This window comes from Rhizobium sp. P1_C7 (assembly GCF_056406295.1).
The window spans coordinates 132,416-156,023 of the sequence record NZ_JBFUAL010000005.1; the positions used below are offsets into that span (position 1 = coordinate 132,416).

Genomic DNA, 23,608 nt, shown 5'->3' on the forward strand with positions numbered 1-23,608 from the left:
TGGCCTTTCAAGGAATGCCATCACCGGCCACAGCGCGTGCTCGCGTCGTCGCGCCATCGGCCCAGCCAACGCCGAGACGTCAGGCTGAGCGCCGGTCGCAAAGCGATCGGTGTCAAACTTGCGAGTCGATCGGCAGGAGTTTCACGAGGTCGGCGACGAGCCGCCGCCGGAATCCCGTTTCGGGCTCGTCCCCGTAGCTGACGATCTCGCCGTCCCGCACCGTCTTCCAGACGATCCCGCCATTCGGATCAAGGAAGACGCGGTAGCTGTTGGCAGGCGCGACGCCGGTCGCCATATAGGCAGTCAGCCTCGCGGCAAGCTCCGGACTCTCGATATACAGGCCCGCTTCCGTGTTGATCACGGCAGATCGCGGGTCGAGGTTGAAGCTGCCGATGAACACGGCCTTGCTGTCGAAGACCATGGCCTTGGTGTGCAAGGCCGCCCGCGACCGCCCGGAACGGAGCGACCAGCCCGGCCGGAAGGCGTCGGTGTCCGCGCGCAGCTCGTAGAGCTCCAGGCCGTACTCGAGTAGGCGCCTGCGGGTCTTGGCATAGACCGAATGCGCGGCGAGCTGGTTGTTCGAAGCGAGCGAGTTGGTCAGCACGCGCACCCGAACATTGCGCTCGTGCAGCGCCTTGACGATTGCCTGCGCCCCGGCGGGCAAGACGAAATAGGGCGCCTCGGCGAGCAGCTCCTCCTTCAATTCGGTGACCCGTCCGCGAATGAAGGCGACCACGTCGTCGGCCGCCTTGCCGCGGGCGATCGCTTCCGGGTCGTCGGCTATGATCCGGCCTGGCGCCCACACGAGACTGTCGCGCAGCTCCGCGCTCTGGGTCGCCAGCTCGCCGAGATCCTGATCGATCGGATAGGGGTAGTCAGCAGTAGCAATCTCCTGGCGCAAGCGGGTCAGGATGGCATCGAGATCGGCGGCTCCATAGGTGCGCTCGACGATGGTTGCGATCGGCACCGTCGAGGCGCTGTTCCAGTATCGGTCGAACACCTCCGACAGATCGCCCACAACAGGTCCGACCGCCAGCACATCCAGATCGCGAAAATTGGCGACGGTATTCACGCCATAGTAGTCGTCGCCGATATTGCGACCGCCAACGATCGCCGCCGAATTGTCGGCCACCACCAGCTTGTTGTGCATGCGGCGGTTGACCCGGCGGAAGTCGACAAGGAAGTCTAGTCTGGACCACCTCCGGTTTTTGGTCGGGTTGAATAGACGGATTTCGATGTTGGGGTGGGCGTCGAGGGCAGCTTTGACCTGATCGCTGGCTTTGTAGTAGGGATCGTCGACGAGGAGCCGCACCCTGACCCCGCGATCGGCCGCCCTCACCACCCGGTCGACGATGATCCGGCCGGTCGTGTCGCCGTCCCACACATAGTACTGCATGTCGAGAGTTCGCTCGGCCAGGTCGGCCAGCGCCAAGCGCGTGATGAACGCCTCTCGCGCCTCGCTCAAGAGGCTAAAGCCGGAGAGGCCCGGATGCGCAGCGGCGGCCGGGCCGAAGAACTGGCCCAACCGGGTTAACGCGGTATGCTCGAACCCCGTCATGGCCTTCGTCTCTGGTTAGCGGCGGCGGCGCCTAGTCCTCTTCGAGAAGCTTCATGAACCCCGCCTTCATCGTCGCGTCGTCTTGGGAGGCGAGAATCTGGTTGATGCAGCTGGTTTTTGTGCAGATCCAATTCGACCACTCCACGGCGCCAAAGTTGACCGATCTCGGGATCGACGCGTCGGCGGTCGGCCCAGTCATCGTCCTGGACGCACCCAATCCGGGCGCCAGGGAAAAGGCGCCAATGGACAGTGAGCGCCGCTGTTATCCCCGTCTGTATTGGGATGAAACGATAACACGGTTCACATGCAATGTCGTCACCGTTCAATGTGAGCGGTGCGAGCGAGGGTGCTGACTGGGGGATGATGGCGAATCGCCGCTGGCGATCTCCTGTGCAGCGCAGGTGACGGGATCATGCGGCGAGATCAATGGGGCTGGCTGAGAGAGGCCTCGGCGGGCATCTCTCAGGCCGTCGACCTTACGCATGACGATCGGAAGGCATTGACCTGACCGTTCTCGATCCCCCGCCAAAAGGGCGAGAATGAGGGAGGGAAAGGTGCCTGCAAGAGGTACTCTGCCGCAGCCCAACGACTTTGCAAATGTCACATCAACGTCGTCAGTGAAACGGGCGCACCTCGACCGGCGCGCGGCAGGCGACGGCGGCCTTGCGCCCCCATGCCAGCGCCTCGTCCGGGTCAGCTGCCTCCAGCACCCAAAAACCACCCACGTGCTCCTTGGTCTCCAGGTACGGCCCGTCGGTGACGAACACCTCACCATTGGCCTGCGCCCGCAGTGACCTCGCGCTGCTCGCCGGGCGCAGGCCGCCGACGAAAATCCTGACGCCAGCGGCCTTCATCTCGTCGTTGAGCGCGTCGATATCGCGCGACATCGCTTCGTCCTCCGCGACGGAGGGGTCGTAGCCATCGGGATGGTGAATAGCAACCAGGTACTGCGTCATGGCTCCTCCTGTAACAGCGTTTGCCGCAACGGGCGTTCGGGTAGGCCTGTTGCCCTGCCTTCAATATGAAGACGAACGGCCGAACCGCAATTCGACAAACAGTCCAAGAAATTCTCCCAACGCCGGCCTTCACATTGCTGTCGACTTCGATCCTGCCCTCATTGAGGAACCGGGACAGAAGGCTGAGCCTTCTGCATCATTCCGCAAAGCGTCTGCCCCTCATTCCCTGCTTGATACTGGCGTCCAGCACCGCGCGTCTGCGCGTTATGAAGAGAACCCCTGCGTTCAAGGACTGGAACGTGCCGGGTTCCCGCCACGAGGTCGAGAATGAGGAGCCACCGGCCTTGCAAAGCGCCACTATCAACATCGTCGGCGATCCAGAGAGGCGGGGCGAGATCTCCGCCTTTTCTTAGCCCGCCGGCAGTTCTACCGGAACGAATCCGGGCGCACTTCCGTTATCGCGGCAGGAGGGTGCGTGCCATGCCTGGAATTAGAAAACTGATTGTCCTCAGCGCCTTCAATCGCGACGACTACGGAAAGCTGGTACCAGCATTCGAGCCGCGGCAGATGAAGGGGGAGGACACGGCCGTCTATGTCGCTCAGACGCTGGTCAACGATTACGCGGGCGTGGTCGTCTGGTGCCGCGAGGGAAATGTCGCGATCGGCGAGCAGGGACCGTCGGTCATCCTGTTTCAGTCTGGACAAGTGCCCGAATTCAATTAGAGCATTCCGCTTTTGTTCGATTAGCGAAAACGCTCCATCTTTTTGTTTTTACGCAGTTCCGGAGGCAAACCGCTGCGCACTCTTGTGGAATTGCTCTAGACTGGCGGTGACGGCTATTATCAGACCGTGACGGACGAGGGTACAATGACCGTTTTTTCCGTCAGGCATATTACACACTATTCGTACAAACGACCGGTGGCATTCGGCCAGCATCGCGTGCTGTTTCGGCCGCGTGACAGTTTCGATCAGCGCCTTCTCGATGCAACGATGACGATCGAGCCGGAACCTGCTCAAATTCGTTGGATCCACGACGTCTTCGGCAATTGCATTGCCCTGGTGGATATGGATGGGCCTTCGGATCAATTGCGGTTCGAAACCAATATCCGTCTCGACCACACGCCGCAGGTTCCGATCGATTTCGAGATGGACAGCGAGGCGCTGACCTATCCCTTTTCCTACGACGATGAGGAGAAGCCCGACCTGTCCTGCACCATCGCCCGCTACTATGACGATCCCAATGGCGAGGTTGACCAATGGGCGCAGCAATTCGTCGGCGCCGGCGCTTCCGGGTGGACGGGTCACGTGCTGATGACGCTGTGCTTCGCGATCCGCCAGAGCTTCGTCTATGCCCGCCGGGTCGAGCGGGGGACGCAGACGCCGATCCAGACGTTGCAGCGGCGGCAGGGCACGTGTCGCGACTTCGCTCTGCTGATGATGGAGGCGGCCCGTTCGCTCGGCTTCGCCGCCCGTTTTGTCACCGGCTACATCTACGTGCCGGATCGCGATGGATCAAGGACGCTTGGCGGCGGTTCCACGCATGCGTGGTGCCAGGTCTATCTTCCCGGCGCCGGCTGGGTCGAATTCGATCCGACCAACGGGATTGTCGGCAATCACGATCTGATCCGCGTTGGTGTCGCGCGCGACCCGCGCCAGGCAATTCCGCTCTGGGGCAGTTATGACGGGAATGCAGACGACTTCGACGATATGGTCGTTCAGGTCAACGTGACCACCGAGCCATGATGTGCTGCGAGCGCTCACGGGTATGGAACTCATCGGCTCCCCTGACGTTCCCTGATAGCCTGCCGATCGACCGGCGTAGCTTTGCAAAGGAAACACCATGAAGATTCACGCTGGTTTCACGATAGGCTATCAATGTGTGCAGCCAACGCCGATGCTTCTGGTCCTGAACATTCATCCTTCGCGGCGGGGCGATCTGCTGACCGACCAGATGATCTCCTTCAATCAGCCGATCGATGCATGGGGCTACACCGACAATTTCGGCAATTCCTGCGCGCGGATCGTGGCGCCGGCGGGATTGACGACGATTTCGACGGAATTCGATATCTACGATACCGGCTTGCCGGACGTGGTGCCGGTGAACGCTGCGCAGCACGAGATCAAGGATTTGCCCGACGATGTGTTGGTGTTCCTTCTTGGCAGTCGCTATTGTGACACCGACCGGTTGGCTGACTTCGCTTGGGCAAATTTCTCGAATACGCAACAGGGATGGGCTCGTGTTCAGGCAATAGCCGACTTTGTCCACGGCCATATCAGGTTCGATTACATGAACGCCGATCTCCTGCGAACCGCCTATGGCGGCTATACTGACAGGACCGGCGTCTGCCGCGACTTCGCGCATTTGGCGATTACGCTTTGCCGATGCATGAACATCCCGGCGCGCTATTGCACCGGCTACCTCGGCGATATCGGTGTGCCCAAGGATCCGGCGCCGATGGATTTCAGCGCCTGGTTCGAGGTCTATCTCGGCGGGCATTGGCATACGGTGGATGCGCGACACAACACACCTCGCATCGGGCGTATCCTGATGGCGACGGGCCGCGATGCAACCGATGTTGCGCTTTCAACGGCTTTTGGCCCGGCAACGCTGGCACAGTTCGACGTCGTCACCGACGAGATTCCCGTCAACGACGCCGTGCCCATGCAGGCGCAGTTCAGCTCTGAGTCTGGCTCTGCATTTGCCCCTGGTCTTCGACCTTGACGATCACTGCGAGCTTTTCGCCCGGCGTGCCGATGCGCATGCCGGAAACAGGGGCGGCGTCCTTGTAGCAGAGCCCCGTGGCGACGCGCACGTAGCGCTCATCCGGGCAGATCTTGTTGGCAGGATCGAAGCCGACCCAGCCGAGGCCGGGGATATGGGCCTCACCCCATGCATGGGTGGCTGCCTGCTCGATCTTTTCTTCCATCATAAGGTAGCCGGAGATGTAACGGGCCGGTATCTGCAAGGTTCTCGCTGCCGCCACGAAGATATGGGCATGGTCCTGGCAGACGCCGCTCTTCTTCTCCAGCGCCTGCTCTGCCGTCGTGTCGGTGTCGCTGGTGCCGGGCCGATAGTCCACCGTTTCGTGGATGGCAGCCATCAGCGAGTGCATCCTCGCAAGGTCGTTGTCGCCGTTGACGCCCGTGATCAATTCCCTGATCAGCTTGCCCGGCTTCGTTCGCGGCGTGTCCCGCAGGAAAAGCCACAAGGGACAAAAGCCGGTATGCGGGCCAATGACGCCATTGCGGTCTTCCGTCTCGACTTCACCCTCCGCGACGATGCGCGTCACCTGCTGTTCGCCCTGCAGCGAAACAAGGTTGACGTGGTTTCCGAACTGATCGTCGTACTCGACCTCGGGTTTGGCGCCCTCGACATGCAGCGACCAGTTGAGGGTCGACTGGCCGGGGACCGCCGGTGGCGTCAGCCGCAGCCGCTGCAGCGAGAATGCAGCCGGCTCGTCGTAGCGGTATTCTGTGACGTGGCTAATCTTCAGTCTCATCTCGTGACCCGCCTATACGTAGAATCGGTACCCGTCGGAAATTTCCATGCCGAGCTGGTTGTTGCGTGTGACGAAATCCTCGAGGAATTCGTGCAGGCCCTGATCCATGATATCCTTGATGGCGCTGGTCTGCAGCGTCTTGCGGATGGAATCGGCCGTGTCGTGGGCGGGCAGCCGCTCGCCGTAATCCTTTGCAAGGTATCCGAGTTCGCTGACAATCTTCTCGTAGCAGTAGGCGAGCGAACGCGGCATCTGGCCATTGAGGATCAGGAAGTGGGCGATGTTCATGGCGCGGTATTCGCCGTCGTAGGCCCAGCTGTACGAGCGGTGGGCGGAAACCGAGCGCAGGATCGACTCCCACTGGACATTGTCGATCGACGTTCCGACGGCGGAGACGGCCGGCAGCAGGACATAGTACTTCACGTCGAGAATGCGGCTGGTGTTGTCGGCCCGCTCGATGAACGTGCCCATGCGAGCGAAATTGTACAGCTCGTTGCGCAGCATGGAGCCGTGCAGCGCACCGCGGATCAATCCCGCGCGGTGCTTGATGGCGTCGATGGCTTCTGGCATCTCGGCAGGCTTAAGCCGCCTGGACAGCAGAGCCTTGAGTTCGATCCAGAACTCGTTGGTCGCTTCCCAGGTTTCGCGGGTCAGCGCCGTGCGTACCATGCGGGCATTGTTGCGCCCGTAGTCGACGCAGGACATGACGCTCGAAGGGTTCGAGCGATCGCGCAGCAGATAATCGATCGCGTCGGCGCTGGTCAGTTTGGTGTGACCTTCGTCATAGGCTTCGCGAACACCCGCACTTTGCAACACGCCGTCCCAGTTGTCGTCGCCTGATCCGCTTCTGGTCAGCGACATGCGCAGACCGGCGTCGATGAGGCGCGCGATGTTTTCGGCGCGCTCGATGTAACGGAACATCCAATAGAGCCCGTTTGCAGTTCTTCCGAGCATCAGTCCTCCAATACCCAGGTATCTTTTGTGCCGCCGCCCTGGCTGGAATTAACCACGAGCGAGCCTTGTTTGAGTGCCACACGCGTCAGTCCGCCCGGAATGATCTGGACCTTGTCGGAAACCAGAACGTAGGGGCGAAGATCCACGTGGCGTGGAGCGATGCCCTTGTTGACAAGGATCGGAACGGTGGAGAGGGAGAGGGTCGGCTGGGCGATATAGTTGTTGGGTCGCGCCTTGAGCTTTTCAGCGAATTCGGCACGTTCCCTCTTGGAGGCCGTCGGTCCGACCAGCATGCCGTAGCCTCCCGAGCCGTGGACTTCCTTGACGACCAGCTCGTCGAGATGTTCCAGCACGTATTTCAGGCTGGAATCCTCCGAACAGCGCCAGGTCGGCACGTTTTCCAAAATCGCCTTGCGCCCCGTGTAGAACTCGACGATCTCGGGCATGTAGGAATAGATCGCCTTGTCGTCGCAGATACCGGTGCCCGGCGCGTTGGCGATGGTGATGTTGCCCGAGCGGTAGACGTCCATGATGCCGGGGATGCCGAGGGCCGAATCCGGACGGAATGTCAAAGGGTCGAGGAAATCGTCGTCGACACGGCGGTACAGGACGTCGATTGCCTCGTAGCCGCGTGTCGTGCGCATCTTCACCTTGCCGTCGATCACGCGCAGATCCGAGCCTTCGACGAGCTCGACGCCCATCGTATCGGCCAGGAACGAATGCTCGTAGTAGGCCGAGTTGTAGATGCCTGGCGTCAGCACTGCCACGCGCGGCTTGCCCTTGCAGCCCGGAGGTGCCAGCGATGCCAGGCTCTGGCGAAGCAGGTAGGGGTAGTTCTCGACCGGCCGAACCTTGTTTTCGTGGAACAGTTCGGGGAACATGTGCATCATCGTTTCCCGGTTTTCCAGCATGTAGCTGACGCCGGATGGCGTACGGGCATTGTCTTCGAGCACATAGAACTCATCTTCGCCGGTGCGCACGATGTCGGTGCCGACGATATGCGTGTAGACGCCGCCCGGCGGGCGGAAGCCGATCATTTCAGGCAGGAATGTGTCATTGCGCTCTATCAGTTCGCGCGGAATGCGGCCGGCGCGGATGATTTCCTGCTTGTGGTAGATATCGTCGAGGAAGGCGTTGAGGGCGATGACCCGCTGTTCGATGCCCTGTGCGAGCTTGCGCCATTCGCGGCCTGAGATGATGCGGGGGATGATGTCGAAGGGGATGAGCTTTTCGGAGGAATCGGCGTGCCCGTATACCGCAAAGGTAATCCCGGTTTTCCGGAATATGTTTTCCGCGTCGCGGGACTTGGCAATCAGATGCGCTCGATCTTGGTTGTTGTACCACTCAAAGTATTTCTCATATGGCTCTCGCGGACTTTCGTCCCCGGTGATCATTTCATCAAATGCCAAAGGTGTGGCTCCCCTTTTTTCTTCATTTGAATACAACGCAAATTGCAATGCAAGAACCATGCTCAGTTGGAGGAGAATATTCGCAAAATCGCCTTGGTCCATCAAAACAGCCGAAAAACTGGGCAATTACCGACATCTGGCGTATCGGTCTCCGCCGTCAATTGTTTTTGCCAGCTCAAAACATAAGCAACTGATCATTTTCCGCCCTCGGTGCGATTCAATTTCAGGCGATGGGCCTTTCGTCGATGCCCTGGGGTATCAATGAAACTTGACATAAGCATCAACCGTTCGCCTTTGACGGGAAGGGGCTAGCTCGGCTATCTGCCCCGCAGAGTACGTCTGAAGAGTCGCCCTATTTCCAAGAGTTGCCAATGTCGCTCGATCGTCTTGCCCCGGCCATCTTCGTTCTGCTGTGGTCCACGGGCTGGGTGGTCGCCAAATATGCGGCCATGCATTCCGAGCCTTTTACATTCCTTGCCATCCGCTATGGTCTTTCCGCGCTGGCGTTCCTTGCGCTGTGCATCGCCATGCGGGTCAACTGGCCGGAGAAGGCGGTTGTTCTCAGGGCGATCTATTCCGGGTGCTTTCTCCACGGATTCTATCTTGCCGGGCTGTGGTGGGCGATCGCCAACGGCGTGCCGGCCGGCATATCCGGCATCATCGCGGCGCTTCAGCCATTGCTGACCGCAATGGCCGCGCCGCTGCTTGTTGGAGAGCGGCTGGAAGGCGCGCAGAAGCTGGGTCTCGCGCTCGGCTTCTTCGGAATCGCGATCGCGATATCGCCGAAGCTCGTTGATCCAGCCAATGCAAATCTGGTCCATTCCCTGGTGCCGCTCGCGGTCAATCTGCTGGCAATGGGCTCCGTGACCTATGGAACGCTCTATCAGAAGAAGCGTCTGCAGAGCGGAAATCTTCCGGCGATCGCAACATTGCAGTATGTCGGAGCGTTGATCGTGACGGTGCCCCTGATGCTGGCCTTCGAAAGGATGCATTTCGACGGATCGGTACCGGCGATCGCCGCACTCGTCTGGTCTGTCCTGGGGCTCTCGATGGGCGGCGTCGGGCTGCTGCTTTACCTGATCCGTCGCGGCCAGGTGTCGCGCGCCGCGTCGCTGATCTATCTGATGCCGCCGGCCGTGGCGATCGAATCGTTCATCGCTTTCGGAGAGCCGCTAACGATGCCTTTGGTGATCGGAACCATCGTCGTGGTCACGGGCGTCTACCTGACCAACCGCAAGACGGTTGCCCCCCTGCAGGAGCAGCCGCAATAAAAAACGGCGAGATCTCTCCCGCCGTCCGTTTTCCTTCAATTTCCAAGGACTAGGCGCGTTCGCGGCGCTGGCCGCCGTTGCCGCCGCGCGATGGGCCGCCGCGGCGGTTGCCGCCGTTGCCTTCGCGACGTTCGCCGCGCTCGCCGCCGGTATTGGCCTGCACGCCGCGGTCCTCACCTGGCTTGCGGGCCGGGCGACCATGCGCGTTGCGTGCGCCGGCGCCGGGGTGATGACGGTTTGCGTCGCCGGAATTGGCGTTGCTGCCATGCGGCTGCGGGCGCTGCGGCTTGCGGGCCGGGCGGAAATCCGACGTCGCGGCCAGATCGTTGTCCGGACCGGCAGGTGCAGCCTCGCCACGGCGCTGGCCGCGGAAGTCCTCGTTGCGCGCGGACTGGCGCTCGGGACGCGGACGACGCTCGCGACGTTCCTCGTTGCCGGCACGGTGTTCGCCACCTTCGCCTTCGCGACGCGGGCGACGTTCCTGGCGGTTGCCGGTGCGGTTCTGTTCGCCGCGGCCTTCGCCGCCACGACCCTGGCCACCGCCGTTGCGGTTGCCGTTGGCGCGACGCGGAGAGGCGTTCATGCTGGTCGGCGCTTCGCCGCTTGCCACGGTGATATCGATGTTCATCAGACGCTCGATATCGCGCAACAGGCGGGCTTCGTCGGGTGCGCAGAAAGCGATCGCGATGCCATCGCGGCCAGCGCGGGCCGTACGGCCAATGCGGTGAACGTAGGCGTCGGGAACTTCCGGCAGGTCGTAGTTGTAGACGTGGCTGACGGCCGGGATGTCGATGCCGCGGGCGGCCACGTCAGTGGCAATCAGCGTCTTGATGTCGCCGTCACGGAACGCCTTGAGAGCACGTTCGCGCTGTCCCTGGCTCTTGTTGCCGTGGATCGACGCAACCGAGTAACCGATATGCTCGAGGTGCTTCATCAGCTTCTCGGCGCCGTGCTTGGTGCGCAGGAAGACCATGGCGCGGCCATCCGGGTTTTCGCTGAGCGATTTCTTCAGGAGGTCCGTCTTGTCGTTCTTGCCGTTGACGAAGTGTACGTACTGCTCGACCTTGTCGGCAGCCTTGCCCGGAGGCGTCACTTCGACCTTGATCGGGTCGACGAGGTATTCGCCGGCGAGATCGGCGATCGACTTCGGCATGGTTGCGGAGAAAAGCATCGTCTGACGCTTCTTCGGAACCATCTTGGCGATCTTGCGCAGGTCGTGCACGAAGCCGAGGTCGAGCATCTGGTCGGCTTCGTCGAGAACGAGGTAGCGCACTGCCGTCAGGCCGATGGCGCGGCGGTTGACGAGGTCAAGCAGGCGGCCAGGGGTTGCGACGAGGATGTCGGTGCCCTTTTCGAGCTGCAGCTGCTGCTTGTTGATCGACACGCCGCCGACAACGACGTTGATACGAAGATGCGACTTGCGGAGAAAGTTCTTCAGGCTGACGGCGATCTGGTTCACCAGTTCGCGGGTAGGGGCGAGGATAAGCGTCCGGGTGGTGCGGTTGTCAGGACGCTTTTCGTCCTTCAGGAGCTTTTCGATGATCGGCAGGCCGAAGGCGGCGGTCTTGCCGGTGCCGGTCTGGGCGAGGCCGATGAGATCGCGGCCTTCGAGAAGAAGCGGGATCGCCTTTTCCTGGATGGGGGTCGGCGTTTCGATGCCGAGCTGGAAAAGTGTGGCGACGATCGGCTTGGAAACACCAAGCGATTCAAAATTGGTCAAGTCATAACCTTTTTAGGGCGCGCCAAAACAAAATCGCCGGAACGCGGAGTGCGGCCCGGTGTTATTCTGGCGTCAAGCACCCCGCGTGAAGTGGGAACTTGTCTTGTTGGAAAAAGCTTTCCAGCGCTTCTGCCGCGTCTTGGGATGCGGCCTGTACGAAATGCGCTTTTGTCCTTCTTCCTGCATCCTATTTGCTGGCAGGGGCACGCTCACGCGGCGGCCGGAAGGTGAAAGCTGGCCTGCATTTGGTCTAGTTCGCTTGGAAAGTCAAGGGCACCGGCCAGAGAAAGGCTTCCCTAGCGCCGCTCTTTCGGCGGCGCCCGGCTGCCGGGCTGGTCCCTCAGTAGGGGCAGACACTCACCCTGTAGGCCGTTCCCCAGCCGTTGCGACGCCATTCGATATGGCAGCGACGGTAGGGCTGGTAGAAATGGGGGCGGTACTGGGATCTGTAGACCGAATAGGGTCGATAGGCCGGATAGTAGGATCGGTAGGGATAGCGGTAATAGGGGGCGCCGTACCGATACCCGTAAGCGTAGGGATAGCCATATCCGTCCGGGTAGCCATAGGTGTATGGATAGGGCCGCAGGCCCTGCGACAGCACGATGCCGCCGACGGCGCCGGCTGCGACGCCGCCCCAGAAGTAGTCGTTCGAGTGAGCCTCTGCCGGGGCTGCAGCGATGCTCGAAGCCATTGTGATCAGGCCCGCCGCCACGCATTTATGAAGTGCGGACATGTTCGTCTCCTTTCGTGGACGAGTCTCGGTCCTCGGGTCTTCCGAAGACCAAATGAACAACTAGCTCAACTCTATCATATTTCTCCTGGCGTTGCTTGCCGGGATACGACCGGCAGTATCCACGAATGGCACACGTCCTCCGGCCGACCCGGGCGTTGCGGCACATAATTTTCCGCCGTGGAATCGTCATGGTTAATGCATTGTTAAAGGCCTCGCGTCTAAGGTTCGAAGCGAACGGCAATTTCCTCAAGACCTTTGTGGCGGAGCAGCTTTTTGAGATCACGCGGGGACCTTCTCGAACTGGCATGCCGCCGGATCGCGGATCTGGAATACCCGGCCTATGTCAAGAACAGCGAGCTTCGATACGTCGCCGTCAACCAAGCCTATGCCGATTTCTTCGCGAAGGAAGTCTCCGACTTCATCGGCCGGCGCAGTCGCGAGCTGTTCGACAGGCCGGAAGAGCAAGACCGTGAGGACAAGGAGCGCCGGGCGCTCGTCTTTGCGAGCGAGGAAAGCGCCATTTGCTTCGACACGACAGGTCTCGGTTACGACAGGGTGCGGATCGAGAGCTTCATGCTGTCGCCGGAGCGCGTCTACGTCCTCGGCCTCTTCGAAACGGAGCACAAGGCGATGCGTGCGCGGGGCCGGCAGAAGGGTCCGTCCATCGACGGCTCAGCGGAACTCGATCTGCTGCGGGCGATCATGGAAGCCCTCCCGGTTGCTGCCTTCGCGCGCGACGAACACCATCGTCTGATCTATGCCAACGAACGTTTTGAAGTCTTTACGGGTCAATCGCGCGCGCAAGCTCTCGGAAAGACCGAGCAGGAGATGTTCGGCGAAGCCGCCGGAGACGTCGTTCACCGGGGCAACGCCGAGGTGCTGGAGACAGGGAAGGCGACCGAGGTCGAGAGCCTGCTGCCCGGAGCCGGCGACACGCGCTATCCGGTGCTTGCCCGCATCAACCGTTTCGAGGCATCGGGCGGCGAGCGCTATATCGTCGGTTCCTTTTCGGACGTCTCGTTGCTCAAGGAGCGCGAGAAGGAACTGATCGCCGCGCACGCCCACACCGAAGTACTGCATAGCGACATCGCAAGTATCCTGAACTCGCTGCCTGTCGGCGTTCTCATTCTTGAGAGCGATCTGACCATCCTTTATGGCAACGAGGCGTTCTACCAGATCTCAGATCTGCCGGGCCGTCGCTTCGAGGGGCGCTCCTACCGGGAGCTCGTCGAGCACAATCACGCGCTCGGCCGCTATGGCCCGGGGGAGACGTCCGAAGAGATCTACGCGCGGCGCGTCTGTCAGTTCCGCTCCGGCGAGCAGGCGCCGTCAGCCGAGATAAACTGGGGCACCACGTCCCTTGTTGTCGACAGTCGCCGGATAGCGAACGAGCGCGTGCTTCTAACCTATGCCGATATCACCACGATCCGCTTGCATGAGAAGGAGATCCATGCAGCGCGCGAGGCACTTGAAATCCTCGGCGAGCTGATGAGCGATGCGACGCAGGCCATGTCGCAGGGGTTGCTCATCGTCCAGGATGACGAAATCCTGCTCGGCAACGACGCGCTGGCCGGCATGCTTGATATTCCTGGCCGCTATCTCGAGGTCGGTCGGAAGTGGGCCGAATTCTTCACATTCTGTGCCGCCCGCGGCGATTTCCCGGACGATCCGGGTATTGTGCTCGGCGATCTCAGGCAGGCGCTTGGCGCGGGACAGGCCGTGTCGCGCGTCTTTCGTGTTCCCGAATGCCGCTGGGTGCAGATGGACATCACCGTCAGCGAGCGCCGGCACTGGGTGGCACTGTTCACGGACATCACAGCCATGAAGAGCCGCGAGGAGGAGTTGACGCTCCTGCTTGCGCGAGCCGAGGCGGCCGACAGGGTCAAGTCGGAGTTTCTGGCCAACATGAGCCATGAAATTCGAACGCCGATGAACGGCGTGCTCGGTATGGCCGAGTTGCTGGCCAATACCAACCTCGATACCCGCCAGAAGACCTTCGTCGACATCATCGAGAAGTCAGGCCACGCGCTGATGACCATCATCAACGATATCCTCGATTTTTCGAAGATCGACTCCGGTCAGATGACCCTGCGTCGGGTGACCTTCGATCCGGTCGAGGCCGTCGAGGATGTGGTCACGCTGCTATCGTCGCTGGCAGCGGAACGGGGCGTCGAACTGCTCGTTCGCACCGCTTCCGGCTTGCCGTCGGCCATTATCGGCGACGCGGGCCGGTTTCGACAGATCGTCACGAACCTTGTCGGCAATGCCATCAAGTTCACGGAGCGCGGTCACGTCCTTGTCGATATGGACTACACGGCAGGTGCTGCCGACGAAATCATGGCGACGATCCGCATAGAAGACACCGGCATCGGCATGCCGCGGGACCGGATCGATTCCATCTTCGGAAAATTCTCGCAGATTGACGGATCCTCGACGCGACGTCACGAAGGGACCGGCCTTGGACTTGCCATCACCGCCGGTCTGGTCGATCTCTTCGGCGGTTACATCGAGGTCGACAGCGAAGTCGGCAGGGGATCCGTCTTCACCATCAACCTGCCTTTCTTCGTTGCTGCGGCGCGGCCCGAGCCGAAGCCCTTGCCGATCAATGTCCGCGGCGCGCGCATTCTGGTTGTCGACGACAATGCTGTGAACCGCCAGATCCTGACGGAGCAACTGGCGCTGTGGGGTTTCGATGGGGCCGCTGCCGAAGATGGATTTGAGGGACTTGCGATCCTCGAGGCTGCGCGCGAGCTGGGTGTCGCGATCGACGCGATTGTGCTCGACTATCAGATACCCGGAATGAACGGCGGCGATGTCGCGCGAAAGCTGCGCGCCGACGCCCGCTTCGGCGACCTGCCGATCATCTTCATGACGTCGATGGACATTTCGGGCACTGAAAAAGAGTTTGCCGCTCTCAACGGTCAGGCGCATCTGATGAAACCGGCGCGGGCCAACGTCCTGCGCAATACCATTGTCGACGTCGTGCGGACTCACCGGATACGGATGGCAGCGGACGGCGGTGCCTGTTCGATCGTCGAAGCCGAGGCGAAACCGTCTGCCACGCTGCCGGTCGAACGGCAGGCGCCAGCGTTCATCGACGTGCTCGTTGCCGAGGACAACGACGTGAACCAGATCGTGTTCACGCAGATCCTGCAAGCCACCAACCTCACCTTTCTCGTCGTCGGCAACGGGCAGGAAGCCATCGAGGCCTTTGAAAAGCACTCGCCGCGGATCATCATGATGGATGTCTCCATGCCTGTCATGAACGGGCACGAGGCAACGCGCCGGATACGTGACACCGAGCGCGGGCAAGGCCATCGCGTGCCGATCGTCGGGGTTACCGCGCACGTACTGGAAGGCGACCGCGAACTCTGCCTGGACGCTGGCATGGACGACTACATGTCGAAACCGATCAGCCCCGAGCTTCTCGAAGAGAAAATCGGCTTGTGGCTCGGTCAGAGCGAACGGCGTTCGGCGAGCTAGGGCTTGACGCCGCAGAGCATCTCGCGCTTGCCGGCAAAGCCGCCACGCCGTTCTACTGCAAAGCCCGCGGCGATCAGGTTGCGTCGGACGAAGCCGGCGGCGGCGTAGGTCGCGAAGGTGCCTGCGGGCGCCGTCTTCGCGCAGACGAGGCGCATCAGTTCTTCCGACCACATGTCCGCGTTGCGCGATGGCGCAAAGCCATCCAGATACCACGCGTCGAAGACCTCCGGCGCTGCAGTAACCCCGTCGATCGCGCGGCCGCAGACCACACTGAGCCTGGTCTGATCGTCCAGCGCAAGCGACACGACCCCCTCCGGTGCGCCGGGCCACCGGGCTGCGAGAGCCTGACGCTCTGCATCGATTTCCGGCCAGTGCGACAGTGCGCGGTCGATCTCCTCGCGGCGCATGGGGTAGAGCTCGAACGACATGAAGTGCAGCTGCTGGCCACCCGACCGGAAGAGCTGCCACTGCCGCCATGTCTCTGCGAAGTTGAGGCCTGTGCCGAAACCGAGTTCGCCAATCAGGAAGGTGGCTCGATTCTGCCAGCGCTGTGGCAGGCCGTTGCCAGAAAGGAACACGTGACCGCATTCCAGACGACCATCCGTCTGGCAATAAAAGTGGTCGCCAAAGGCCGGTGAATAGGGCATATCGCCGTCGCGCCATTCAAGCGGCTGGTTTGCTCTGTCAATCTGATCGGGATCCGTATCTGTCATGCCAACAGCCGATAGTCCGGCCTTGCCTTCGGGTCAATCGTCCGCCGCGCTGCTGATCGTCGGCGGCGGCATCATGGGTCTGTGGGCGGCGGTTCATGCGGAGCGCATGGGGATCGATACGCTGCTGATCGACGAAGGCTCACTCGGGCAGGGCGCGAGCGGCGGGCTGCTCGGAGCCCTGATGCCGCACATGCCGGACAGATGGAACGCCAAGAAGCAGTTCCAGTTCGATGCGCTGGTGTCGCTGGAAGCCGAAATCGCAGCGCTTGAGAGCGAGACCGGTCTGTCGGCGGGCTATCGCCGCTCGGGGCGTCTCATTCCCTTGCCGAAACCGCATCTGGGCAAAATCGCGCTCGGACATTCCGCCGACGCCGAGCTCCATTGGGATGCTGGCGTCCGTCAATTTCACTGGCACGTTCTCGATGCGCCTCCCGTTGCCGGCTGGCTGGACGCCGCTGGAAACGAGGGAGGCTTCGTGCATGACACGCTTGCCGCCAGGGTTGCACCGCGATCCCTTGTCGCCGCCCTCGCCGCATTCCTGCGGGGCGCAAGGCATGTGCGGATCATCGAGAATGTCGCGCTTACCGGCATCGATCTCGCCTGCAATGTCGCAGCAACGGATGCGGGCGCCGTCGCGTTCGGCCACTGCATCGTCGCTGCCGGGTACCGTTCCTTCCCCTTACTCTCGCGTTACAGCCATGGCCTGACGCAGCCGCTCGGTCAGCCCGTCAAGGGGCAGGCAGCTCTGCTCAAAGCCGATGTCGATCCCTCGTTGCCGACAATCTTCCGCGACGGGCTCTATATCGTGGCGCACGAGGGTGGTCATGTCGCCATCGGCAGCACCAGTGAGAACCGCTTCGACGATCCCTATTCTACCGACGGACAGCTCGATGCGCTTCTGGCTGATGCAAGGGGTCTTGTGCCTGCGCTTCGCGATGCGCCGGTCGTCGAACGCTGGGCCGGCTTGCGGCCCAAGGCGATCGACCGTGACCCCATGGTTGGCGCGCACCCGTCCCACGAAAGCCTCATGGCTCTCACCGGCGGCTTCAAGGTAAGCTTCGGGCTCGCGCACCGTCTGGCCGAGTGGGTCGTCGTGAGCGCTGCCGGCCGCCAGCCGCCCTTCGAGCTTCCCGAGAGCTTTCAGTTCTCCAGTCACATCCGTGCCGCTTCCCGCTTAGCGTGAATTAGCAATCGCTGCCCTTCGTTATTCTGTCATGCAAATCACCTATCAGCTTGCGCAACAGCGAGGCGTTCCGAGCCATCGCCATAGGCCTACGGAGGGAATTGCATGCGCTACGCGATTTGTTTTACGCCCGCAGCCAGCGATCCGCTGTCCTATGCGGCTGCAAATTGGCTGGGCCGAAATGTGTTTTCAGGCGAGATGGTCGAGCCGACGGCGATCAGGGGATTGAGCATTCACGAGGTCGCGTTTCTGACCGCAGTGCCCCGTCGCTATGGCTTTCACGGTGTACTGAAAGCACCCTTCCGTCTTGCGCCCGGTGTCTCCGAGGAAGAGCTCCTGCGCGATATGATGCGCTTCTGCGGGACGCTGACGCCGTTTCAGATCCAGCAACTCGAGGTCGCCCGCACGGGCGGATTCTACAGCCTGGTTCCGTCTCTGCCCTGCGAGCACGTACACTATCTCGCTTCGGCGATCGTCCAGCAGTTCGACCGTTTCCGCGCGCCGCTCAGCGATGCGGATATCGAGCGCAGCGATCCCGACGGTCTTTCGGCTGCACAGTTTGCCAACCTGCACCGCTGGGGTTGCGCGCATGTGATGGATGAGTTCCGGTTCCACATGCCGGTCACGGGGGCCGTCAGGCATCATGACATGCCGCGGATCGAGCTGGCGCTCCGCAGCGTTTTCGGCCCCGTGCTTGCCGAACCGGTGAAGATTTCGAACGTCGCCTTGATGTTCGAGGAGGGTAGTGGCGGACCGTTTCGCGTGCATTCTCTGCATCCGATGGGGAAGGTTACCGCCCGCAGGGAGCGGATGGCGGTGCCTGCCTAAGAGATTGTGCCGTAAAGGCAAAACTCTGTTGCATACTTTCCGTCTCGACATTCCGTGTCCGGATGCTACCGTTCACCCGACGTTTCAGAAGGTGATTTCATGGTATCGGAGACTTATCCGCGCAATCTCGTCGGTTACGGCCGCAACACGCCCGATCCGAAGTGGCCGGGCGATGCGCGCGTGGCCGTCCAGTTCGTGATCAACTACGAGGAGGGCGGCGAAAGCTCGATCCTCGACGGCGATCCGGCCTCGGAAAACCTGCTGTCGGAGATCGTCGGGGCGGCGGCCTGGCCGAACCAGCGCAACCTCAACATGGAATCGATCTATGAATACGGGTCGCGCGCCGGCTTCTGGCGGCTGTGGCGCATGTTCACTGAACTCAAGGTCCCGGCGACTGTTTATGGCGTGACGCTGGCCATGGCACGCAACCCTGAAGCAGTCGCCGCCATGAAGGAAGCGGGTTGGGAGATCGCCAGCCACGGCTACCGTTGGCTGGAATACAAGGATTTTCCGGAGGACCTGGAGCGCAAGCATATTCTGGAGGCGGTGCGCCTGCATACCGAACTGACTGGAGAGCGGCCCTATGGCATGTACCAGGGCAAGCCTTCGGACAATACGTTGCGGCTGGTGCAGGAGGAGGGCGGTTTCCTCTATTCCTCGGATTCGTACGCCGACGATCTGCCTTACTGGGTGAAGGGCGCGGACGACAAACCGTTCCTGATCATTCCCTACACGCTCGAAACCAACGACATGCGCTTTGCGACGCCACAAGGCTTCAATTCCGGCGACCAGTTCTTCGCCTATCTGAAGGATGCTTTCGATACGCTCTATGCAGAAGGCAAGGAGGGCAGCCCGAAGATGATGTCGATCGGTCTGCATTGCCGCCTGGTCGGTCGTCCAGGACGCGCTGCCGCGCTTAAGCGGTTCATGGAATATGTGCTGAAGCACGACAAGGTCTGGATCCCGCGCCGGATCGAGATCGCCGAGCACTGGCACGCGCACCACAAGCCGGAAGCGTTCTGATGATCTCGCGCGACGATTTCGTATCCCGCTTTGGTGGCGTGTTCGAGCATTCGCCGTTCATTGCCGAGCGAGCCTATGACGACGGGTTTTGGGGCGGGGACCTGACCGTGGACCGCGTGCACACGGCGCTCTTGGCGATCTTCCGTGCGGCAAGCACTGAGGAGCGGCTCTGCGTTCTCAGTGCCCACCCCGACCTCGCCGGGCGGCTGGCGATTGCCGGCGAACTGACAGAGGACAGCCGCAAGGAGCAGGCCGGAGCCGGTCTTGACCGGCTGAGCGGCGAAGAGCATGCCCGGTTTACCGAACTCAACACTGCCTATGTCAAAAAATTCGGGTTCCCCTTCATCATCGCGGTAAAGGGGTTGAACAAGGACGATATTCTGGCCGCCTTCGAACAGCGGATCGCAAACAGCCGCGACGCGGAATTCGCGACGGCGACGGCGCAAGTCGAGCGGATTGCGTTGTTGCGACTGACGGCGATGCTGCCGGCCTGACGCGGCTCGATGTGCGGAGCGCTTTTCTCTTGTGTGTCCGTGGCTTATAGTTGTGGAACAGGAGCGACCACGATGAAACCATCTGAGATTTGGGAGAAGAACAGGCAGGCGATCCGCGAGGCGACGAAGCGCTTCAATACGGCGAACCCGCGTGTCTTCGGGTCGGGGGCGCGGGGCAAGGACAGGGCGGATAGCGATCTGGACATTCTGGTCGATACGTTGCCGGGCACGACGCTGTTTGATCTCTGCGGGTTGCTGGAAGAGTTGAAGGACATTCTGGGGGTGAAGGTGGATCTTGTGACGCCGGGCGGCTTGCCCCCGAAAATTCGGGATCGGGTTCTTGCCGAAGCTGCAAGCATATGAACGCAGACAGATTGGTTGACTACATCGATCGGATGCAGGCTGCCGCCGAGCAGGCACGCGCATTGACGGACGGCATGAGCGAAAAGGATTTCCTGGCCGATGTCCGAACACAGCTGGCGGTCACCATGTCGCTGGTGCTTCTTGGCGAAGCTGCCGCGCGGATCGGTGCCGATGATCCCGACTTTCTGAGCGATCATGCCGAAATCCCATGGAGCAAGATAAGGGGAATGCGAAATCTGATTGTGCATGACGACTATCGCGCCGATTTGACTGCCATCTGGAACACCGTCCGCGGCGAATTGGCGACAGTTCTCTCGCAGCTCGGTTCCATACGTCATTGGCGTATAGAGGGCGAATAATCGTGACACAATTGCTCGACATCCTTCCCCTCACCAAGTCCGCCTTCGCGCCCTTTGGCGATGTCATCGAAGCCGATCCGGAGACGATGCGGTTCATCAACAACGGCACGACAGAGCGGTTCCATGCGCTGGCCGCCGCTGAAGCGGCGGGCGAAGGCGCGCGCGTCATCATCAACCTCTTCCGCGGCCAGCCGCGCACTTTTCCATATGACGTCGGCATGATGGAGCGCCATCCGCTCGGCAGCCAGAGCTTCTCGCCGATTTCGGGCCGTCCGTTTCTCGTCGTCGTTTCGCAGGACACAGGCGGACAGCCGGGCAGGCCACAGGTCTTCCTGGCGCGCGGTGATCAGGGCGTGAATTATCGTCGCAACGTGTGGCACCATCCGTTGATAGCGCTCGGCGCAGTCAGCGATTTTCTTGTCGTCGACCGCGACGGTGCCGGCAACAATCTCGAAGAATACGTCTTCGAAACGCCCTTTCTCATCAGTGAGCCAGCCTTATGACCGGATTGACCACCCATGTTCTCGACACCGCTTCCGGCAAGCCGGCCGAAGGGCTGAAGATCGATCTCTTTCGTCTCGACGGGGAGGTCCGCCATCACCTCAGGACGGTCACGACCAATGCCGACGGGCGTGTGGACGGCGGACCGATCCTGGTCGGCGAAACCTTCAAGGCGGGAACCTACGAGTTGCTGTTTCATGCCGGCGACTATCTGCGCACGACGGGTGTCGCCCTGCCGCACCCGGCGTTCCTGGACATCGTGCCGATCCGTTTCGGGATCGCTGACGAGAACGGGCACTATCATGTGCCGCTGCTGATCTCGCCCTACGGCTATTCGACCTATCGGGGGAGCTAGACTGTGCGTTTTGCCGCCATCGCGGACGTTCACGGTAACCATCTGGCGCTCGAAGCAGTGCTTGGCGATATCGCCTCGCTGGGTATCCGCGACGTGGTCAACCTCGGCGACGCCTTGAGTGGGCCGCTCGACGCGGCGCGGACGGCCGATCTTCTGCTGCTCCTCGATGCCGACGCGGTGCATAGCGTGCGCGGTAATCACGATCGCTATCTCATCGAGACGCCGGCGGACCGGCTTCAGCCATCCGATGCGCATGCGCATGGACAGCTTGCCGAGCGGCACTTCGCCTGGCTGCGCAAACTGCCGTTCGACAGCGTCTTTCGCAACGAGGTCTATCTGTGCCACGCCACGCCGAAGGACGACAATCTCTACTGGCTGGAGAAGGTCACGGCCGAGGGCTGCGTGACTCTGCGGCCGCAGGCCGAAATAGAGGCGATGGCCGAGGGCATCGAGCAATCGCTCCTGCTTTGCGCCCACAGCCATGTCGCGCGCATGGTGCAGTTGTCGGACGGGCGGCTGATCGTCAATCCAGGCAGCGTCGGCTGCCCGGCCTATGACGACGATGCGCCATATCCTCACAAGGTCGAGGTCGGACATCCGCGAGCCTGCTATGCCATCCTCGACAAGACCGAGGCAGGCTGGGCGCCGACCTTCCGGACCGTGGCTTACGATCACATGGCGATGGCGAGGCTCGGGGCGAAGAACGGCCGGCCCGACTGGGCTTCGGCGCTGGCAACAGGTTGGGCGGGGTAGGGTCAGGGCGCCGCGTTATGCTCGATTTCGTGTTTGGCAGCGCTGCCAAAAGGCCGGAGAGCGATCGGCCGGCTGCTACGAAGCATCCCAAGCGGAATGTCCCGCTTGGGATGGGGAACCGTCACTCGACCAGCTACGCTCGTCGTGCTTGAATTGGACATGACCGCCCTTGCGGCCGACCTCAAACCAGCCGTCCTTTGCAGCACGCGGTAACGTCGGCGTTCTTCATCTCGTCAAATTATACACAACAGTGTGCATAATTTCACCTGGATCACTGCCGTCCGGCGATGATCGAGGAGTTGACGTCGTTGATGTCGCGCTTGCCGCAGAGGGCCATCGTAACGTCCAGCTCCTTGCGAAGGATGTTGAGCGCGAGGGTTACCCCGTCCTTGCCCATGGCACCGAGGCCGTAGAGGAAGGGGCGGCCGATATAGGTTCCCTTGGCGCCGAGCGCCACGGCCTTCAGCACGTCCTGGCCGGAGCGGATGCCGCCATCGAGATGGATCTCGATCTTGTGGCCGACGGCGTCGACGATCGACGGCAGGATGCTGATCGAGGAGGGGGCGCCGTCGAGCTGGCGGCCGCCGTGGTTGGAGACGATGATCGCGTCAGCACCGGTTTCGGCCGCCGATTTCGCATCCTCGACGTCGCAGATGCCCTTGATGATCAACGGGCCGCCCCATTTTTCCTTGATCCAGGCAACGTCAGCCCAGGAGAGCTGCGGGTCGAACTGCTCGGCTGTCCAGGAGGCGAGCGAGGAGAGGTCCGAAACGTTCCTGGCGTGGCCGACGATGTTGCCAAAAGTACGGCGCTTGGTCTGCAGCATGTCCAGGCACCAGAACGGGCGCGTCGCCATCTGCCAGATATGCTTCGGTGTAAACTTCGGCGGTGCGGAGAGGCCGTTGCGCAGGTCCTTGTGGCGCTGGCCTAGGATCTGCAGGTCGGCCGTCAGCACCAGCGCCGAGCACTTGGCTGCCTTGGCGCGGTTGATCAGGTTCATGACGAAGTCCTTGTCCTTCATCACGTAAAGCTGGAACCAGAAGGGCCTGGTCGTGACCGACGCGACGTCCTCGATCGAGCAAATGCTCATGGTCGACAGCGTGAAGGGAACGCCGGCTTCTTCCGCTGCGCGCGCCGCCAGCATCTCGCCGTCTGCGTGCTGCATGCCGGTCATGCCGGTCGGCGCAAGGGCCACCGGCATCGAGACCTTCTGGCCGATCATCTTCGTTTCCAGCGTGCGGTTCGTCATGTCGACAAGCACGCGCTGACGAAGCTTGATCTTGGCAAAATCGCTCTCGTTCGCCTGATACGTCGACTCCGTCCAGGCGCCGGAATCCGCATAGTCGAAAAACATCTTCGGGACGCGGCGCTGAGCGAGGTTCTTGAGGTCGGCGATGGTGAGAGGAGGGGTCATGGATAAGACTTTCACATCTGAATAATGCCATGGCCCTT

General features: G+C 61.5%; 24 protein-coding genes and 1 pseudogene. 14 read left to right on the forward strand and 11 right to left on the reverse strand.

Annotation, left to right across the window (positions count from 1 at the left end; all coding sequences use genetic code 11):
- Window positions 1-112 precede the first annotated feature (112 nt).
- The 3 genes from AC1D2R_RS09400 to AC1D2R_RS09410 form a co-directional block, all read right to left on the reverse strand.
- On the reverse strand, window positions 113-1,558 hold the full coding sequence (locus tag AC1D2R_RS09400) for a phospholipase D family protein (RefSeq protein ID WP_477967013.1): 1,446 nt from the start codon (window positions 1,556-1,558) through the stop codon (window positions 113-115).
- 31 nt (window positions 1,559-1,589) lie between these two features.
- Window positions 1,590-1,757, reverse strand: a complete 168-nt coding sequence (locus AC1D2R_RS09405) for a hypothetical protein (RefSeq protein ID WP_477967014.1) — start codon at window positions 1,755-1,757, stop codon at window positions 1,590-1,592.
- A 415-nt stretch (window positions 1,758-2,172) separates the two neighbouring features.
- Window positions 2,173-2,514: a YciI family protein gene (locus AC1D2R_RS09410; protein ID WP_477967015.1), complete on the reverse strand. Its 342-nt coding sequence runs from the start codon at window positions 2,512-2,514 to the stop codon at window positions 2,173-2,175.
- 480 nt (window positions 2,515-2,994) lie between these two features.
- Here AC1D2R_RS09410 and AC1D2R_RS09415 point away from each other — a divergent pair, with 480 nt between their 5' ends.
- From AC1D2R_RS09415 to AC1D2R_RS09425, 3 genes are all read left to right on the forward strand, one after another.
- Window positions 2,995-3,237 (forward strand): hypothetical protein, encoded by a 243-nt coding sequence (locus AC1D2R_RS09415; protein WP_477967016.1) that lies wholly within the window; start codon window positions 2,995-2,997, stop codon window positions 3,235-3,237.
- 144 nt (window positions 3,238-3,381) lie between these two features.
- On the forward strand, window positions 3,382-4,257 hold the full coding sequence (locus AC1D2R_RS09420) for a transglutaminase family protein (protein ID WP_477967017.1): 876 nt from the start codon (window positions 3,382-3,384) through the stop codon (window positions 4,255-4,257).
- Between the two features lie 97 nt (window positions 4,258-4,354).
- Window positions 4,355-5,236, forward strand: a complete 882-nt coding sequence (locus tag AC1D2R_RS09425; RefSeq protein ID WP_477967018.1) for a transglutaminase-like domain-containing protein — start codon at window positions 4,355-4,357, stop codon at window positions 5,234-5,236.
- Here the strand turns inward: AC1D2R_RS09425 and AC1D2R_RS09430 are convergent.
- The 3 genes from AC1D2R_RS09430 to AC1D2R_RS09440 are packed head-to-tail and all read right to left on the reverse strand — an operon-like array spanning window position 5,190 to window position 8,377.
- Window positions 5,190-6,014 (reverse strand): transglutaminase family protein, encoded by an 825-nt coding sequence (locus AC1D2R_RS09430; protein ID WP_477967019.1) that lies wholly within the window; start codon window positions 6,012-6,014, stop codon window positions 5,190-5,192. The two genes, AC1D2R_RS09425 and AC1D2R_RS09430, sit on opposite strands and share 47 nt — an antisense overlap.
- A 12-nt stretch (window positions 6,015-6,026) precedes the next feature.
- On the reverse strand, window positions 6,027-6,968 hold the full coding sequence (locus AC1D2R_RS09435; protein ID WP_477967020.1) for an alpha-E domain-containing protein: 942 nt from the start codon (window positions 6,966-6,968) through the stop codon (window positions 6,027-6,029).
- Window positions 6,968-8,377, reverse strand: coding sequence for a circularly permuted type 2 ATP-grasp protein (locus tag AC1D2R_RS09440; protein ID WP_477967021.1), 1,410 nt, complete (start codon window positions 8,375-8,377; stop codon window positions 6,968-6,970). The genes AC1D2R_RS09435 and AC1D2R_RS09440 overlap by 1 nt, the downstream gene beginning before the upstream one ends.
- 371 nt (window positions 8,378-8,748) lie before the next feature.
- Here AC1D2R_RS09440 and AC1D2R_RS09445 point away from each other — a divergent pair, with 371 nt between their 5' ends.
- Window positions 8,749-9,648: a DMT family transporter gene (locus tag AC1D2R_RS09445; protein WP_477967022.1), complete on the forward strand. Its 900-nt coding sequence runs from the start codon at window positions 8,749-8,751 to the stop codon at window positions 9,646-9,648.
- A gap of 49 nt (window positions 9,649-9,697) precedes the next feature.
- Here the strand turns inward: AC1D2R_RS09445 and AC1D2R_RS09450 are convergent, their stop codons facing one another.
- Together AC1D2R_RS09450 and AC1D2R_RS09455 are read right to left on the reverse strand one after the other, a co-directional pair.
- Window positions 9,698-11,368, reverse strand: coding sequence for a DEAD/DEAH box helicase (locus AC1D2R_RS09450; RefSeq protein ID WP_477967023.1), 1,671 nt, complete (start codon window positions 11,366-11,368; stop codon window positions 9,698-9,700).
- Between the two features lie 340 nt (window positions 11,369-11,708).
- A complete protein-coding gene (locus tag AC1D2R_RS09455) occupies window positions 11,709-12,101 on the reverse strand; it encodes a hypothetical protein (protein WP_477967024.1) in 393 nt (130 codons plus the stop codon).
- A 273-nt stretch (window positions 12,102-12,374) separates the two neighbouring features.
- Between AC1D2R_RS09455 and AC1D2R_RS09460 the strand changes: the two genes are divergently transcribed.
- Window positions 12,375-15,584 carry a response regulator gene (locus AC1D2R_RS09460; protein ID WP_477967025.1) on the forward strand — a complete coding sequence of 1,070 codons (3,210 nt, stop codon included), beginning with the start codon at window positions 12,375-12,377 and terminating at the stop codon, window positions 15,582-15,584.
- Here AC1D2R_RS09460 and mnmC2 read toward each other — a convergent pair.
- Window positions 15,581-16,297, reverse strand: coding sequence for a tRNA (5-methylaminomethyl-2-thiouridine)(34)-methyltransferase MnmC2 (mnmC2, locus tag AC1D2R_RS09465; RefSeq protein ID WP_477967026.1), 717 nt, complete (start codon window positions 16,295-16,297; stop codon window positions 15,581-15,583). The two genes, AC1D2R_RS09460 and mnmC2, sit on opposite strands and share 4 nt — an antisense overlap.
- Between mnmC2 and AC1D2R_RS09470 the strand changes: the two genes are divergently transcribed.
- The 9 genes from AC1D2R_RS09470 to AC1D2R_RS09510 all read left to right on the forward strand — a co-directional run bounded on the left by AC1D2R_RS09470 (window position 16,296) and on the right by AC1D2R_RS09510 (window position 22,156).
- A complete protein-coding gene (locus tag AC1D2R_RS09470; RefSeq protein ID WP_477967027.1) occupies window positions 16,296-17,480 on the forward strand; it encodes an NAD(P)/FAD-dependent oxidoreductase in 1,185 nt (394 codons plus the stop codon). The two genes, mnmC2 and AC1D2R_RS09470, sit on opposite strands and share 2 nt — an antisense overlap.
- A gap of 105 nt (window positions 17,481-17,585) precedes the next feature.
- A complete protein-coding gene (locus AC1D2R_RS09475; protein WP_477967028.1) occupies window positions 17,586-18,308 on the forward strand; it encodes a DUF1045 domain-containing protein in 723 nt (240 codons plus the stop codon).
- Window positions 18,309-18,407: 99 nt separating this feature from the next.
- On the forward strand, window positions 18,408-19,331 hold the full coding sequence (puuE, locus tag AC1D2R_RS09480; protein WP_477967029.1) for an allantoinase PuuE: 924 nt from the start codon (window positions 18,408-18,410) through the stop codon (window positions 19,329-19,331).
- The gene (gene uraD / locus AC1D2R_RS09485; RefSeq protein ID WP_477967030.1) at window positions 19,331-19,825 is read left to right on the forward strand and encodes a 2-oxo-4-hydroxy-4-carboxy-5-ureidoimidazoline decarboxylase; all 495 of its coding nucleotides are present in this window, start codon (window positions 19,331-19,333) and stop codon (window positions 19,823-19,825) included. The genes puuE and uraD overlap by 1 nt, the downstream gene beginning before the upstream one ends.
- 72 nt (window positions 19,826-19,897) lie before the next feature.
- Window positions 19,898-20,188 (forward strand): nucleotidyltransferase family protein, encoded by a 291-nt coding sequence (locus AC1D2R_RS09490; RefSeq protein ID WP_477967031.1) that lies wholly within the window; start codon window positions 19,898-19,900, stop codon window positions 20,186-20,188.
- Window positions 20,185-20,547 (forward strand): HepT-like ribonuclease domain-containing protein, encoded by a 363-nt coding sequence (locus AC1D2R_RS09495; protein ID WP_477967032.1) that lies wholly within the window; start codon window positions 20,185-20,187, stop codon window positions 20,545-20,547. The genes AC1D2R_RS09490 and AC1D2R_RS09495 overlap by 4 nt, the downstream gene beginning before the upstream one ends.
- A 2-nt stretch (window positions 20,548-20,549) precedes the next feature.
- The gene (locus tag AC1D2R_RS09500) at window positions 20,550-21,050 is read left to right on the forward strand and encodes an ureidoglycolate lyase (RefSeq protein WP_477967033.1); all 501 of its coding nucleotides are present in this window, start codon (window positions 20,550-20,552) and stop codon (window positions 21,048-21,050) included.
- Entirely contained in the window at window positions 21,047-21,403 is a 357-nt protein-coding gene (uraH, locus tag AC1D2R_RS09505; RefSeq protein WP_477967034.1) for a hydroxyisourate hydrolase, read from the forward strand. Before AC1D2R_RS09500 ends, uraH begins: the two co-directional genes overlap by 4 nt.
- A gap of 3 nt (window positions 21,404-21,406) precedes the next feature.
- On the forward strand, window positions 21,407-22,156 hold the full coding sequence (locus AC1D2R_RS09510; RefSeq protein ID WP_477967035.1) for a metallophosphoesterase family protein: 750 nt from the start codon (window positions 21,407-21,409) through the stop codon (window positions 22,154-22,156).
- A 2-nt stretch (window positions 22,157-22,158) separates the two neighbouring features.
- On the opposite strand, the pseudogene AC1D2R_RS09515 reads toward AC1D2R_RS09510, so the two are convergent.
- A pseudogene (locus AC1D2R_RS09515) lies at window positions 22,159-22,385 on the reverse strand (type II toxin-antitoxin system HicA family toxin).
- Window positions 22,386-22,427: 42 nt separating this feature from the next.
- The gene (locus AC1D2R_RS09520; protein WP_477967036.1) at window positions 22,428-23,570 is read right to left on the reverse strand and encodes an alpha-hydroxy acid oxidase; all 1,143 of its coding nucleotides are present in this window, start codon (window positions 23,568-23,570) and stop codon (window positions 22,428-22,430) included.
- Between the last annotated feature and the right edge of the window lie 38 nt (window positions 23,571-23,608).

Coding starts and splice junctions, on each gene's coding strand:
- AC1D2R_RS09415 (WP_477967016.1), top strand. CDS start 2,995: ATGCCTGGAATTAGAAAACTGATTGTCCTCAGCGCCTTCAATCGCGAC.
- AC1D2R_RS09425 (WP_477967018.1), top strand. CDS start 4,355: ATGAAGATTCACGCTGGTTTCACGATAGGCTATCAATGTGTGCAGCCA.
- AC1D2R_RS09410 (WP_477967015.1), bottom strand. CDS start 2,514: ATGACGCAGTACCTGGTTGCTATTCACCATCCCGATGGCTACGACCCC.
- AC1D2R_RS09470 (WP_477967027.1), top strand. CDS start 16,296: ATGCCAACAGCCGATAGTCCGGCCTTGCCTTCGGGTCAATCGTCCGCC.
- mnmC2 (WP_477967026.1), bottom strand. CDS start 16,297: ATGACAGATACGGATCCCGATCAGATTGACAGAGCAAACCAGCCGCTT.
- AC1D2R_RS09455 (WP_477967024.1), bottom strand. CDS start 12,101: ATGTCCGCACTTCATAAATGCGTGGCGGCGGGCCTGATCACAATGGCT.
- AC1D2R_RS09520 (WP_477967036.1), bottom strand. CDS start 23,570: ATGACCCCTCCTCTCACCATCGCCGACCTCAAGAACCTCGCTCAGCGC.
- uraH (WP_477967034.1), top strand. CDS start 21,047: ATGACCGGATTGACCACCCATGTTCTCGACACCGCTTCCGGCAAGCCG.
- puuE (WP_477967029.1), top strand. CDS start 18,408: ATGGTATCGGAGACTTATCCGCGCAATCTCGTCGGTTACGGCCGCAAC.
- AC1D2R_RS09405 (WP_477967014.1), bottom strand. CDS start 1,757: ATGACTGGGCCGACCGCCGACGCGTCGATCCCGAGATCGGTCAACTTT.
- AC1D2R_RS09490 (WP_477967031.1), top strand. CDS start 19,898: ATGAAACCATCTGAGATTTGGGAGAAGAACAGGCAGGCGATCCGCGAG.
- AC1D2R_RS09430 (WP_477967019.1), bottom strand. CDS start 6,014: ATGAGACTGAAGATTAGCCACGTCACAGAATACCGCTACGACGAGCCG.
- uraD (WP_477967030.1), top strand. CDS start 19,331: ATGATCTCGCGCGACGATTTCGTATCCCGCTTTGGTGGCGTGTTCGAG.
- AC1D2R_RS09495 (WP_477967032.1), top strand. CDS start 20,185: ATGAACGCAGACAGATTGGTTGACTACATCGATCGGATGCAGGCTGCC.
- AC1D2R_RS09445 (WP_477967022.1), top strand. CDS start 8,749: ATGTCGCTCGATCGTCTTGCCCCGGCCATCTTCGTTCTGCTGTGGTCC.
- AC1D2R_RS09400 (WP_477967013.1), bottom strand. CDS start 1,558: ATGACGGGGTTCGAGCATACCGCGTTAACCCGGTTGGGCCAGTTCTTC.
- AC1D2R_RS09435 (WP_477967020.1), bottom strand. CDS start 6,968: ATGCTCGGAAGAACTGCAAACGGGCTCTATTGGATGTTCCGTTACATC.
- AC1D2R_RS09475 (WP_477967028.1), top strand. CDS start 17,586: ATGCGCTACGCGATTTGTTTTACGCCCGCAGCCAGCGATCCGCTGTCC.
- AC1D2R_RS09420 (WP_477967017.1), top strand. CDS start 3,382: ATGACCGTTTTTTCCGTCAGGCATATTACACACTATTCGTACAAACGA.